9 protein-coding genes and 1 tRNA gene are annotated in these 13,444 nt (G+C 50.1%); 4 read left to right on the forward strand and 6 right to left on the reverse strand.

Going from position 1 to position 13,444, the window contains the following annotated elements:
- Positions 1-53: 53 nt before the first annotated feature.
- The 4 genes from pnp to BM040_RS01830 all read right to left on the reverse strand — a co-directional run bounded on the left by pnp (position 54) and on the right by BM040_RS01830 (position 4,632).
- Complete coding sequence (pnp, locus tag BM040_RS01815) at positions 54-2,192, reverse strand: polyribonucleotide nucleotidyltransferase (RefSeq protein ID WP_092098431.1); 2,139 nt, start codon at positions 2,190-2,192, stop codon at positions 54-56.
- A gap of 136 nt (positions 2,193-2,328) precedes the next feature.
- Positions 2,329-2,604: a 30S ribosomal protein S15 gene (rpsO, locus tag BM040_RS01820; protein ID WP_092098433.1), complete on the reverse strand. Its 276-nt coding sequence runs from the start codon at positions 2,602-2,604 to the stop codon at positions 2,329-2,331.
- Positions 2,605-2,715: 111 nt separating this feature from the next.
- Positions 2,716-4,128 carry an LptF/LptG family permease gene (locus tag BM040_RS01825; protein ID WP_092099434.1) on the reverse strand — a complete coding sequence of 471 codons (1,413 nt, stop codon included), beginning with the start codon at positions 4,126-4,128 and terminating at the stop codon, positions 2,716-2,718.
- A gap of 99 nt (positions 4,129-4,227) precedes the next feature.
- Positions 4,228-4,632, reverse strand: coding sequence for an START-like domain-containing protein (locus BM040_RS01830; RefSeq protein WP_092098435.1), 405 nt, complete (start codon positions 4,630-4,632; stop codon positions 4,228-4,230).
- 134 nt (positions 4,633-4,766) lie between these two features.
- Here BM040_RS01830 and BM040_RS01835 point away from each other — a divergent pair.
- The 3 genes from BM040_RS01835 to treZ all read left to right on the forward strand — a co-directional run bounded on the left by BM040_RS01835 (position 4,767) and on the right by treZ (position 9,095).
- A tRNA-Met gene (locus BM040_RS01835) sits at positions 4,767-4,843 on the forward strand.
- A gap of 789 nt (positions 4,844-5,632) precedes the next feature.
- On the forward strand, positions 5,633-7,234 hold the full coding sequence (locus tag BM040_RS01840) for an alpha-amylase family glycosyl hydrolase (protein WP_092098437.1): 1,602 nt from the start codon (positions 5,633-5,635) through the stop codon (positions 7,232-7,234).
- A gap of 13 nt (positions 7,235-7,247) precedes the next feature.
- On the forward strand, positions 7,248-9,095 hold the full coding sequence (treZ, locus tag BM040_RS01845; protein ID WP_092098439.1) for a malto-oligosyltrehalose trehalohydrolase: 1,848 nt from the start codon (positions 7,248-7,250) through the stop codon (positions 9,093-9,095).
- A 227-nt stretch (positions 9,096-9,322) separates the two neighbouring features.
- Here treZ and BM040_RS01850 read toward each other — a convergent pair whose 3' ends face one another.
- A complete protein-coding gene (locus BM040_RS01850; protein ID WP_092098441.1) occupies positions 9,323-10,153 on the reverse strand; it encodes a hypothetical protein in 831 nt (276 codons plus the stop codon).
- Positions 10,154-10,327: 174 nt separating this feature from the next.
- Positions 10,328-12,253, reverse strand: a complete 1,926-nt coding sequence (locus tag BM040_RS01855; protein WP_092098443.1) for an ABC-F family ATP-binding cassette domain-containing protein — start codon at positions 12,251-12,253, stop codon at positions 10,328-10,330.
- 345 nt (positions 12,254-12,598) lie between these two features.
- On the opposite strand from BM040_RS01855, the gene BM040_RS01860 reads away from it, so the two are divergent.
- Positions 12,599-13,156, forward strand: a complete 558-nt coding sequence (locus tag BM040_RS01860; protein WP_092098445.1) for a 2'-5' RNA ligase family protein — start codon at positions 12,599-12,601, stop codon at positions 13,154-13,156.
- Positions 13,157-13,444 lie beyond the last annotated feature (288 nt).

Genomic DNA, 13,444 nt, shown 5'->3' on the forward strand with positions numbered 1-13,444 from the left:
TGGTGCCCTGTGAGCCATACAGCCAGGCACCAAGAGTTATACTTTAACAGGTGTTACTGGTTCCCTTCTGCACCCGGCTTTGGCAGGATTGCCTTGCGGGACAGCTTGAATTTACCTGTCTTTTTGTCTATGTCGATAAGCTTCACTTTTACTTCTTCACCTATCTCCAGCACACCTTCCATCGTCTCAAGGCGCTCGTGCTTGATCTCAGAAATGTGCAACAGGCCGTCCTTGCCTTGCATAAACTCTACAAAGGCACCATAAGGCTGTATTGACTTCACTTTACCGATGTAAACTTCTCCAATCTCTGGCTGAGCCGTAATGGCACGAATCTTCGCGATAGCGGAGTTCATCGAGTCCTGGTCCGTTGCGAAAATGTTCACATGGCCTTTCTCGTTCTTCTCTTCGATGATGATCGTAGCACCGGTGTCCTTCTGGATCTGCTGTATCACTTTACCGCCTGGTCCAATCACAGCACCGATAAACTCCTTGTCTATCACCATGTTGAAGGAACGTGGTGTATGCGGCTTGTAATCCGGGTTAGGGGCAGAAATGGTTTTATCCATCTCGTTCAGGATGTGCAGACGACCTGCCTGAGCCTGCTCCAGCGCTTGGCTCATCACCTCATAGGAAAGACCCTGAATCTTGATGTCCATCTGGCAGGCAGTGATACCATTCTTGGTACCAGCCACTTTAAAGTCCATGTCACCTAGGTGGTCTTCGTCGCCAAGAATATCTGACAACACGGCAAATTTACCTGTTTTTGTATCTGTGATGAGTCCCATCGCGATACCGGAAACTGAACCTGACACCGGCACACCGGCATCCATCAGAGCCAGGCTACCGGCACAAACCGTCGCCATGGAAGAGGAACCGTTAGACTCCAAAATGTCAGAAACGATACGGATAGTATACGGGTTCTCAGACTCCGGCGGAAGCACTTTTTTCAAGGCACGCAGGGCCAGGTTACCATGACCAATCTCGCGACGGCCCGGACCTCTGTTTGGTCTTACCTCACCGGTAGAGAAAGCCGGGAAGTTGTAGTGCAGCAGGAATTTGTTTGTCCCGGATACCATAGCGCTGTCGATCATCTGCTCATCCAGCTTGGTACCCAGTGTAACAGTCGTTAAAGACTGCGTTTCGCCACGTGTAAAGATTGCCGAACCGTGTGTGGCTGGCAGGTAGTTAACCTCTGACCAGATAGCGCGAATCTCATCCAGACGACGGCCGTCCAGACGAACGCGCTCATCCAGGATCATATTGCGAACCGCCTCTTTCTCCACGTCGTGGTAATATACTTTGATCAGGTTCTCGTCGTAGCCGTGCTCCTCGCCCAGAGAGGCGATGAACTCATCACGCACAGACTTGAACCCCTCAGAACGTTCTTGCTTGTTGGCGCTGCCACGCTTGGCAATGGCATAGGCCTTGTCGTAAGTGGCTTCCCATACTTTTTTGCGTAGGTCTTCGTCGTGCGTTTCGTGCACGTACTCGCGCTTCACAGTTTTGCCTACCATTTCGGCAAGTTCCAACTGTGCCTGGCAGTGTGACTTAATAGCTTCGTGGGCGAACTGAATGGCCTCCAGCATTTCTGCCTCGGATACCTCGTTCATCTCGCCTTCCACCATTACCACGCTGTCGATAGAGGCACCAACCATCAGGTCGATATCGGCGCGCTGCAGATCGCTCACACGCGGGTTAATCACCAACTGGCCGTCGATGCGGGCCACGCGCACCTCAGAGATAGGGCCGTTGAAAGGAATGTCTGATACTGCCAGGGCGGCAGAGGCAGCCAATGCGGCCAGCGCATCAGGCATTACCTCCGTGTCAGCAGAGATCAGGTTTATCGTCATTTGCGTTTCGGCATGGTAATCATCCGGGAACAGCGGGCGCAGCACGCGGTCTACCAGGCGCGAAACCAGTACTTCATAATCCGATAGCCTCGCCTCTCTTCTCAGGAAGCCTCCAGGAATTTTGCCCGAAGAGGCAAATTTCTCCTGATAGTCTACAGAGAGTGGCAGGAAGTCCACCCCTTCGCGGGCTTCCTTGTTAGAGACAACAGCTGCCAGCAGCATGGTGTTACCCATTTTTACTACTACAGATCCGTCTGCCTGCTTGGCTAACTTACCAGTTTCAATCGTTATCTCCCGGCCATCCGGAAGAAAAATAGTTTTACTAATTGCGTTGTAGGACATCTTCTATATCGTTTTCATCAAAAAGACAGCATCACCCATTGCGATACTGTCGGGCACTGGCAATTAAGAGGAAGGGAAGGGAGTGCCTTAAAAAAGATTAGGGAATCCCTGTTTTGAATTCCCTAACACAATAAGCTTATTTACGGATACCCAGCTCGCTGATTACAGCTCTGTATCTTTCAATGTCATTTTTCTGGAGATAGTTAAGAAGTCTTCTTCTCTTACCTACCAGTTTCAGAAGACCCAGACGAGTGCTAAAGTCTTTTTTGTGAGTCTTCAGGTGCTCGGTCAGGTCAGTGATACGAGTTGTGAAGAGGGCGATTTGTGCCTCAGGAGAACCCGTGTCTGTCTTAGACTTGTTGAAACCGTGCTTTTCGAAAATCTCTTGTTTCGCTTCAGTGGTTAATCTCATTGCGTAAAAATATCAATTCTGTTTTATCTTGATAAGCTTGCTATACAAGCCACAAAGGTAAAGAATTTTCTTTTACAAGAAAAACTTTTACCAATTGTTTATATAGTGTTTTTACAGTTTATTCCGGCGCAGGCGGGCCATCATCTTCCGCCAGAAGTCCAGCTCCAGCAAACTGGAGTCGTTGCGGGCCTGGTAGAGAAAGAAAAGACCCACCGGTAAAAGTATGAGGTTGGCCGCCCACATGCCCGTTCCTACAGGCACCAGGCCCTCACGCGCCCACTTTTCACCAAGTATAGAGAGTACGTACATGGTGATGAAGAAGACGATGGAAATAACTACCGGCACGCCAAGGCCCCCCTTTTTAATGATGGCCCCAAGCGGCGCACCGATCAGAAACATGATAATGATGGAAGCCGACTGGGTATACTTTCGCCAGATCTCCACTTCATAGTTATTGGCTTCGCGAATCGAGTTGCGCACACGCTCCACATAGCTTGAGGTGAAACTCTTGATGTTGCGGGCCTTGTTGGTGGCCAGCGCCAGCACGTCCGGCGTGATGGCAGGCAGTTCCTTCTCCACTTTCTGCCCCACCAGGCGAACCCCGTTTTTCACCTGACCGGTATCAGCCTTGAAGTACATGTAGAAAGGGTCCACGTTCGGGGCGTAAAGCTCCTGCTCGCGGCGACTGTATCTTTGCAGGGAGTCGGTCACCACGTTCAACTCGCTGATGTTTTTCATCATCTTGTTGTCCGAGAAAAGCTCCTCGCGCGTGCGGTCGAAGTTAAAGGAGGCCATGCTCAGCATGAGCTTGCTCTTCTGGAACTCCTGCCGCACAAACTGCTCGCTGGAATTGCGGTACGAAGAGTTGTTTTGGTCTACATACGTGTTGCCGTTGAAAAGCTCCAGCACCAGGTAGGCATCATTGTAATCCATGTACATCTCGCCCGAGTCGGCAAGTATAACGGTGGTGTTGTTGCCTCCCTTGGTATGGTCGTAAATCATTACATCCCGCAGGGACTGGCCGTCATTGAACTTCTCATTCACCTTTATGCTATAGCCGGGGATACCGTTGTAGAAAGCCCCTTCCTTGAAGTTCATGGCAGGCTTTTTCTGGCGGATGTCCCACAGCAGGCTGTAAGCTTTCAGGTTAGCCTTCGGCACGACGTAGTTGTTAAAGAAAAAGGCGCCTACGGTAATCAACCCTACCACCAGCAGCACGGGGCTAAGGATGCGGGTGAGGGCAATCCCGGACGTCTTGATGGCAGTCAGCTCATGGTGCTCGCCCAGCGACCCAAACGTCATGAGGGAGGAAAGCAGCACCGCCAACGGCAGGGCCACCGGTGCCATGTTAATGCTGAAGTAAAAAAGGAGCTCGCCAAACACCTCCGTCCCCAGATCCTTGCCAACCAGTTCGTCAAGGTACTTTAGCATGTACTGGGTGAGCAGAATGAACTCTACCACAGCGAAGGTTAGCAAAAATGGGCCAAAGAATTCCCGGAGTATTAGCTTATCAAGTTTCTTCATGCGCAAACGTAAGGCGCCGGCAACAAGCACCAGCGCTTTAAAACATGCTTGTAGCAAGCAATTACCGTGCAAAGATACGCTTTACTCCAGCAATCCCTGCTACCCTCCTACTATTTCGCGCAGATTTTGCAGTAAATTATCCCACAATTCCTCCATTTCCTCCTCACTTTCCTCATTTGAGTAGTCCACCACCTTTAGGAACTGCTCCTGCGTCAGCTCGCTGGACTCGATATGGAAGTCAATGTAGGGGGCATCAGGTGTGTGTCGCTTGTCTTCTGTCAGGAAAAGGAAGCGCACGGACTTGTTTGTGCGGTGACCCGTCATCTCGGCATAGTGGTTGCGACCATCCCAAACAAAGTTGAACACATTGTCCCCTTCCACTTTGGCGGCATCGCAAAACCACTGCGACAGGCCAGAGGGAGTACTAAGGTATGGGTAAAGCAACTTAGCAGATGCGTTTATTGGGTACTCCCGCACAAATTTCAACTTCGTGTCTTTCGTCATATGGGTATCATAAGTGTCTGAGTAAGTATAGTATTAATTCTTCAGAAAATATATATCTGCAAACTAAAATATTTTTTTTCTGCAGAGATGCTTGGTTATTTAAAAGCTAACCCTTTATATTTGCACCACAATTCGGCGGGGTAGCTCAGATGGTTAGAGCGTAGGATTCATAACCCTAAGGTCGGCAGTTCGATTCTGCTCCCCGCTACCAAGACCGAAAAGGCCCGTGAGTTTATACTTCACGGGCCTTTTTTTATGCCTTTCTGCCAAGGTTGGCAACGATACCTGCCGAAGTGAGCTTTTACTGCTGCTGGCCCTGCTGCTGGCGTACCTTCCTCTAAATTACCGCTCCCACAATAAGCTAAGGAAAGCTCCGGCTACTACTTGCTATACTTTTGAAAAAGCGAAAGCCATGCTTCCCCAAGCATGGCTTTCGTTAGACGTTGTTGGCGACACTTCACCGCCATGATAGTCTGCTTAAATTATCTGCGTCCCTGGTCCTTCAGGAAAGTAGGTTTATGAATGGGCGCATCTCTGTGGCTCGCATAAGCCGGGCAGTAAGTTTTCTGGCAGGAAGCAAAAAATGCGGCTACAAATACAAGCAGCATAAAACTGAGTAAATTTCTTTTCATAAAGGGTGTCGCGTTTGTTGTGTGTTTATTGTGAACTTTAGTATAGTAACAAAGGGCTATGGGACTGCTAAACCATATTTTATAGTGCAAATATATAAAGAATAAAATCAATAGAAATAGGTATGTTTAAATATTAAGATAACATAATACAAAGTGCAAATTAAACCTCGCCCTAAAACCTGTTATCTCTATGTTAGATTGCTTTAGTTATATAAAAAATTTATTGTATCCTGCATCCAAAACCACACTTTTCAAGCTCGTTAGCCTAAAGCAATGGAAATGAACATGGTTCGGTAGCGTCCATATCCTGTAAAGCTAAGTTGCGTAGATACCATACTATACAAAAAACGCGCATAAGCGACAGCAACATGAAACATGACCAGAAAAGCCTGTGGTGGCAGTCAGGGGTAATATACCAGGTTTACCCCCGCTCCTTTCAGGACTCAAATAACGACGGCGTAGGAGATCTGCGCGGCATCATCAGCCGGCTGGATTATTTAGAATGGCTGGGAATCACCGCCATCTGGGTGTCCCCTATCTACCCTTCCCCCATGGCCGACTTCGGCTATGATATCTCTGATTACTGCGGCGTCCACCCGCTATTCGGCACCATGCAGGATTTTGACGAGCTACTGGAGGAAGTGCACCGCCGTGACATGAAACTTATACTTGACCTTGTGCCCAACCATACCTCCAACAAGCATCCGTGGTTCGAGGAATCCCGTTCCTCCCGCGACAACCCCAAGCGGGATTGGTATATCTGGCAGGACGCAAAAGAAGACGGGTCAGAGCCCAACAATTGGCTCAGTGTATTCGGAGGCAGTGCCTGGGAGTGGGACGAAAATACAGGCCAATACTATTACCACGCCTTCCTGAAGGAACAACCGGACCTGAACTGGCGCAACCCGGAGGTGCAGGAGGCCATGTTCGATGTGATGCGTTTCTGGCTGGACAAAGGAGTAGACGGCTTCCGGGTGGATGTGATGTGGCATATGATCAAGGATAAGAACCTACGTGACAACCCCATCAACCCTGACTACAAAACGCATCAGGCTACCTATGAGCAACTAACCCCCTCCTACTCTACCGATCAGCCCGAGGTGCACGACATAGTGGCTAAGATGCGGCGTGTGACTGATGAATATGCGGAGCGTGTGTTGATTGGGGAGATTTACCTGCCTGTGCACCGTCTGGTCGCCTACTACGGGCACGAAAACAGTGGCACCCACCTGCCTTTCAATTTCACGCTCATCAACATGGATTGGAATGCTCGCAGCATCAGCACATTGGTAGATGAGTATGAGGGCGCCCTGCCGGAGAGCGGATGGCCAAACTGGGTGATCGGCAACCACGACCAGCCGCGCATTACCAGCCGCATCGGGTGGGCCCAGTCGAAAGTTGCCGCCATGATGCTCCTGACACTTCGCGGAACGCCTACTTTATACTATGGCGACGAAATAGGCATGCGGGATGTGCCCATACCGCCAGACAAAGTGCAGGACCCACAGGGGCTTAACATGCCCGACAAAGACCTGAGCCGCGATCCGGCCCGCACGCCCATGCAGTGGGACGACAGCCGGAACGCCGGGTTTTCTGAGGCTGAGCCGTGGCTCCCGCTAGCTGACAGCTATAAGCGGGTGAACGTGGCGGCTCAGCGAGAGGATGCGTTCTCCATGCTGACGTACTACCGCCGCCTGTTGCAGCTGCGTCAACAGGAACCAGCCCTGCATATTGGCGATTATGCTCCTGTGGTAACCAAAGGGCCGCTGATGGCCTTCGTGCGAAAGGCGGAGGACAAGCAATTTTTGATTGTACTTAACCTGAGCCATAAGCCCTGCATCCTGCGGCAGGAGCATACCCACTACAAAGGCAAAATAGTGCTCGCTACCCTGCCTGAGCGCGAAGGACAGGAAGTAGAAGGCAACATCAGCATGTATGGCGATGAGGGCATAGTTGTGGAGCTTTTCTAACTTATCCTGAGCAATGGATGCCATAACTAAACCCGTGGGGGCTTTTTACCAGACCGACAGCTCCTGCCACTTTTGTGTGTGGGCACCCGAGAAAGAAAGTATGATGCTCCGCCTTGTGCAGCCAGTGGAGCGTGAACTTAAGATGAAGAAGGATGCCTGGGGCTATTTTACCGCTGAGGTCGCAGAGGTGGCGCCAGGTGCCTTATACTTCCTCAACCCGGATAACGAGGGAGACTTCCCTGACCCGGCCTCGTTTAACCAGCCTGAGGGAGTGCACGGCCCCTCGCAGGTGGTCGACCATACTTTTAATTGGACGGATGGGTCCTGGGAAGGGGTGCCCAGGCAGGAGCTAATTATCTACGAACTGCATGTGGGCACCTTCACGCCGGAGGGCACCTTTGAGGCGATTATCCCGCGCCTACCCGAGCTTAAAGAAACGGGTATCAATGCACTGGAGATCATGCCGGTGGCTCAGTTCCCGGGCAACCGCAACTGGGGCTATGACGGTGTGTTTCCCTTTGCCGTACAAAACACCTACGGCGGGCCTGAAGGACTAAAGAAACTGGTCAACGCCTGCCATGCACACGGCATAGGTGTTTTGCTGGACGTGGTGTACAACCACCTGGGCCCTGAGGGGAATTACCTAGAGAAATTTGGTCCATACTTTACCGACAAGTATAAAACGCCCTGGGGAAAGGCCATTAACTACGACGGTGCCTACTCCGACGGCGTACGCTCCTACATTTCCGATAACCCTGTCTACTGGTTCAGGCATTTTCATATAGACGGTCTGCGGCTCGATGCCATCCATACCATCTTCGACCAAAGCGCCGAGACTATCTGGGAGTTAATAAATTCCAAAATAGCGCAGGCAATAGAAGAACTGCAGCGGCCCTTCTTCCTGATTGCTGAAAGCGATCTGAACAGCCCACGTGTGGTGCAGGAGGCTTTATCTGGGGGATTCGGCTTTTCCATGCAGTGGCTCGACGATTTTCACCATGCCCTGTATGTGCTGCTGGATGAGAAAGGCAGGCCGCTTTACGAGGACTTCGGAAAAATGGAGCAGCTGGCAAAAGCTTACACGGACGGTTTTGTGCACAGCGGTGAGTATGTCAGGTTCCGGAAAAAAACTTTCGGGGCCTCCTCCTCCCACCTTCCAGGCGATCAGTTTGTTGCCTTCGTTCAGAACCACGATCAGGTGGGCAACCGCGTGAGCGGCGAACGGTTAAGTGTGCTGGTCGACTTTGAGCGCCTGAAACTTGCCGCTGCCGCCCTGCTGCTTTCCCCTTATATCCCGATGCTGTTTATGGGAGAAGAGTATGGCGAGGAAGCACCCTTTTTATACTTTGTAAGCCACTCCGATAAGGATTTGATAAGAGCAGTGCGGGAAGGGCGGAAAAAGGAGTTTGAGGATTTTAAATGGGAAAAAGAACCACCTGATCCGCAGCGGGAGCAGACTTTTGAGCAATCTAAGCTGAACTGGGACAAGCGGCAGAAGGGCAAAAACGGCCAGCTGCTGCAGTGGCACCAGAACCTTATCAGCCTGCGCAGAAATAGGATTGCTCTTCAAAATTATAGCAAAGAAAGCATAAAGGCGCAGCCGCTGGGGCAGCAAGGGTTTATACTATCCCGGCACAGCAAGAACAAGGAACAGCAGTTGCTCTGCCTGTTTAATTTGTCTGACGACGAGATAAAGTATAGCCCTGCCGCGACTCCCGAGAAGTACAAACTTGTACTTAATTCTAAAGACGAGAGATGGGTGCAGCAGAAGGAGAAAGCATATCAGGTCCCCACTCATTTAGCAGCCGGCGAAACGCTATACCTTCCTCCGGTCAGCGTGCTGGTGTTTGCTTGTGGTTAAAGTATAAGTATAAAATTAGCGGCCGGTAAAGTATAGCCTTTCCCTAAAATAAGTGCGCCTGCTTGTATGTTTATGCAACACACAAGCAGGCGCGGGGGACATTTATTAGATTCAAAGGGATGGATACTCTGCATGCGACTATCGGAGCCGCGATGGCTCACCTATACTTCAGTAGCTCCTGAGTTATACTTGCCCCTGAACTTAAAGAAAGGTGCAGGCCCACCAGCTTAATTGAGTTCCTCAATCGGCTTTACCACCTTTAGCCTTGTATTGGAAAAAGGCAAATCTACCACAGACACAGCAGGCCTTAAAATGAAACGCATACTGGCAAGTTGCTGCACCAGGTGCTTATACAGCACCGTCATCAACATGAGCACACCCGCAAGCTCCAGACTTTCCTCCACTGTAGTAATAAGTCCGTATGTGAAGTTGTTTTCTCCATAAGCATCTGAATAATAGCCTCCAAACAACTCAACACCTAAAGCTCCGCTTACATATACCACGCCGGCCAGCATCAAACCATTCCGCATCCTGGCACTTAGGGAAAACAGAAAAGGAAGGTAGTATAGGCCAAGTCCCAGTACCAGCAAGCCTCCCACTATTACCCAGGAAAAGTAAAAGATACCAGTGAGCTGAAAATTCTCACGCAGCGGGTAAATAAGCATCTCATGTACCCCAGCCGACTCATCCATGCTCATGTACAGAAAAATACCGGAAAGCAGTCGCCAGTGCCAAACGTGCTTATCCTGCTGCTTACGCTTCAACTCAGCCACAGCAAACAGCAGCACCGACGAAAGTAAAAGTATAAAGGAAGAAAAATAGGTGGGAATATTACGTTCCATGTCCAGCTCAAACTGAGGGATAATCCCCCAGGCGTTGGGATGGTCGGTAAAGTGCTTGCAGTAGATGGCAATGGTATTCAGAATGACCAGCACAACCGCCGCTTTGTAGAGCCATCTTAAGTATTTTTTTCCATCAAAGTTGATGTTCAGCCCCTCGGCTTCATTCTGCTGTAATTGAATGGGGGGAAGGTTAAAATCTTGTATATTTTTTCTCATAGTACCATTGTTATAGCGGAATATATGGTATGTGTATATACAGATTTAATCAAAAGGTTACAATTTCTTAAGACTTTGTTAATATTTATACATAACTATATTAATACAAAATAAAACTGCCTCCAGGCAGAAAAGTAGCCTGGAGGCAGTTTAAAGTGCGAAATAAGCTGATTTCTAATCCGCAATTTTTGTCTCAATTTCTTCTGCTTGCAGCATTAGACTCTCCCACTCATCCTGCTTTTTATCCAATTTTAGCTTTATACTTTCAAAGTCCTGGGTAGCCTGCTGCAATTTGGCAATATCACCAAAAACCTGTGGGTCAGCCAGCTGTTTTTCCTGCACGGCCAGCTCCTGCTCCAGTTGCTGCACCTCCTTTTCCACCTCACTCACCCGTCTGTTTAACTGCTTCAACTGGTTGGTCAGCTGAGTTAGCTCGCTCTTCTCCCGCGGCTGTTTCTCAGGCTTGGCTACAGGTTCGGCAGCTATCTCTTTCTTTACCTCCCGCTCGCGCTTCTCCTGCCAGGCCTCATACTCATGGTAAGTGCCCGGGTATTCTTTAAGCTGGAAATCCTCTATGTACCAGATTTTAGTTGCCACATTCTCTACAAAGTAGCGGTCGTGGGAGATAACCACAAACGTACCCTCATACTGCTGTAGTGCCTGTATCAGGATGTTGACCGACTGCATGTCCAGGTGGTTGGTGGGCTCGTCGAGCATGAGGAAGTTAGCCTCAGAAATCAGGGTTTTAGCGAGCGCCACACGGCTTTTCTCGCCTCCCGATAGTACCTTGATTTTCTTGTACACCTCATCCCCCGTAAAAAGGAAGGAACCAAGTATGGTGCGCAGTTCTACTTCCGTCTTGCCAGACCCTGCCTGCTGCAGCTCCGTCAGCATGTCGTTCTCGATGTTGAGGGCCTCCAGCTGGTGCTGGGCATAGAACGAAAGTATAACGTTGTGCCCCAGCTCGCGCTTGCCTTTGATAGGCTCGGTGCCGGCTATGATGCGCAGCAGCGTAGATTTACCCTTGCCGTTGGCCCCTATCAGCGCCACCTTATCGCCCCGCTCAATGTGCACGTTGGTATCCCGGAAAATGACCTTCTCGCCGAAGGCTTTGCTCATGTGCTCCAGGCGCAGGATATGGCGACCAGGCTGCACGTTAAACCTGAAGCTAAAGTTTACTTTAGCTGCCTCAGGAGCCACTTCCTCAATGCGATCCATGCGGTCCAGCATTTTCTGGCGGCTTTGTGCCTGCTTGGCTTTAGTCGCCTTGGCTTTGAAGCGCTCGATGAAGCGCTCCGCCTGCCTTATCTGTGCCTGCTGGTTTTCATAGGCACCTTTTTGTATCTCATTTCGGAGGGCTTTTTCCTCCACATAAAAGCTGTAATTGCCCGGATACAAGTTCAGCTTGCCGCCCGATACCTCTACTGTAGTATTGGTGGTGCGGTCCAGGAACTCGCGGTCGTGCGAGACAATCACCACAGCACCTTCGTAACGCTCCAGGTAGGCCTCCAGCCATTTAATAGAGGGAAGATCGAGGTGGTTGGTAGGTTCGTCGAGCAAGAGCAGCGATGGCTTTTGCAAGAGGATCTTAGCCAGCATCACGCGCATGCGCCAGCCACCCGAGAAGGACGCCAGGGGCTGCTGCAGCTCCGCCGTGGAAAAACCAAGGCCCTCCAGTATCGCCTCGGCCTCGGCCTGCATGGTGTAGCCGCCGAGGGCCTCAAAGCGCTCCTGCAACTGCGCCAGTTTATCCACCAGATCGTCGTGGAAATTGTTCTCGAACTCCACCAACACCTTGTCTATCTCCGCCTGCAGGTGCAGCGCCTCGCCAAACGCCTGCATCGCCACCGAAAGTATACTTTCGTGGGTTTCGTAGCTCAGCAAGTCCTGGTTCAGGAAACCAGTGGTGGTATCCCGGCTCATCTGGATACTGCCACTGTCCGGGGTGTACTCCCCCACTATCAGGCGCAGCAGCGTGGACTTGCCTGTTCCGTTCAGTCCTATCAGGCCGATTTTATCCTTGGGCTTGATGTGCAGGCTGGCATCCTCGTACATGGGGCGGCTGCCAAAATGGAAACTCAGGTTGTTAATGGAAATCATGCGATCCGGTATACTTTAAGCAGCAAAGGTACTTATTTTTAGCTGTCAGATGAAAACAACGTGGCCTCTTAAATGGTGCAAAGCAGGCGCAGCAGCCTCTAAAACGGACCTGATAACAGAAAAATAAAAGCCATGCAGTTGAGATAAAGCATAACATCCTATATATTTGCTGTTTAAAATACATAAGTGCGGCCCCCTGGTTGCCTCTGTTTTGTTCAGCTGTAGTGGCTGAAGTATAAATAAGGCAACCGGTAAACTATAACGCAACCCTATCGTTTATATAGTTTATGTGCTTTTTACTGCCTGCGCAGGCGGCACTTGTACTGGTAAAGAAAGCTTAACTATATGATCGCGATTGCTTCGCTTCTTGACAGGCAGGCTTCGGAGCGCGTATCCGAGCTTACGGAACTGCTGGAGAAGAAATTCGGCTTAAGTGGCGTCAAGGCAACTCCTTACCCGCACCTGACGCTGCTTACAGCGGAGGTAGCAGATATGGAAGAGCTGAAACAATACCTGGAGGCAACCTGCTTCGAGGCGCAAAACTTTACCGTGCGTACCACCGGCCTGGGTATATTCCCTGGCGAGCACCCCGTTATTTACATCCCGGTGCTGCGCACTACCCCGCTGAACCAACTGCACGGCCGCCTGCACCGCGACATCTCCGAGATGAGCACTGAAATGGGCGTTTACTACAACGCTAACATGTGGCTGCCCCATATTACCCTCGCCCTGGGCGATACCACCCCCGAGTTGCTCGGACCGGTCCTCTCCTACCTTTGCCGCTACAATTTTAACTGGGAAATAACGCTGGACAACCTCGTTATCCTGCAGAAGTGCGGCGATTATTTCCTGAAGGATGAAGAATTCAGGTTTGGTAGACCCGAACTTTCATTCAAAGCGTAATTCATCCTGCTGAAAGTGCACACAGGAAGTCTATCGGAATATTTTTCTGCAGCTTATACTTTAAAAGTACAATACCTCAATCCGTAGATCTTTTCTTTTGAAATCATACTTGCAAAGTATAGATTCTGGATTCTTAATGCCTTTTCTCTGCTTAAATAGGCACTTTTAGCAGCTGCTGCTGCCTCCTCCACCTCACATTACTACTTCGCTGCTTCTTCATAAACCCCAATTTTAATCTTATTTTAAGGTTAAAGCAGGTTTAAAATATCCAACTCTGTCTATTTCGAC

Origin of the sequence: Pontibacter chinhatensis, from assembly GCF_900113285.1 — a bacterium.
GTDB classification, from domain to species: domain Bacteria; phylum Bacteroidota; class Bacteroidia; order Cytophagales; family Hymenobacteraceae; genus Pontibacter; species Pontibacter chinhatensis.

Coding starts and splice junctions, on each gene's coding strand:
- rpsO (WP_092098433.1), bottom strand. CDS start 2,604: ATGAGATTAACCACTGAAGCGAAACAAGAGATTTTCGAAAAGCACGGT.
- treZ (WP_092098439.1), top strand. CDS start 7,248: ATGGATGCCATAACTAAACCCGTGGGGGCTTTTTACCAGACCGACAGC.
- BM040_RS01855 (WP_092098443.1), bottom strand. CDS start 12,253: ATGATTTCCATTAACAACCTGAGTTTCCATTTTGGCAGCCGCCCCATG.
- BM040_RS01850 (WP_092098441.1), bottom strand. CDS start 10,153: ATGAGAAAAAATATACAAGATTTTAACCTTCCCCCCATTCAATTACAG.
- pnp (WP_092098431.1), bottom strand. CDS start 2,192: ATGTCCTACAACGCAATTAGTAAAACTATTTTTCTTCCGGATGGCCGG.
- BM040_RS01840 (WP_092098437.1), top strand. CDS start 5,633: ATGAAACATGACCAGAAAAGCCTGTGGTGGCAGTCAGGGGTAATATAC.
- BM040_RS01860 (WP_092098445.1), top strand. CDS start 12,599: ATGATCGCGATTGCTTCGCTTCTTGACAGGCAGGCTTCGGAGCGCGTA.
- BM040_RS01825 (WP_092099434.1), bottom strand. CDS start 4,128: ATGAAGAAACTTGATAAGCTAATACTCCGGGAATTCTTTGGCCCATTT.
- BM040_RS01830 (WP_092098435.1), bottom strand. CDS start 4,632: ATGACGAAAGACACGAAGTTGAAATTTGTGCGGGAGTACCCAATAAAC.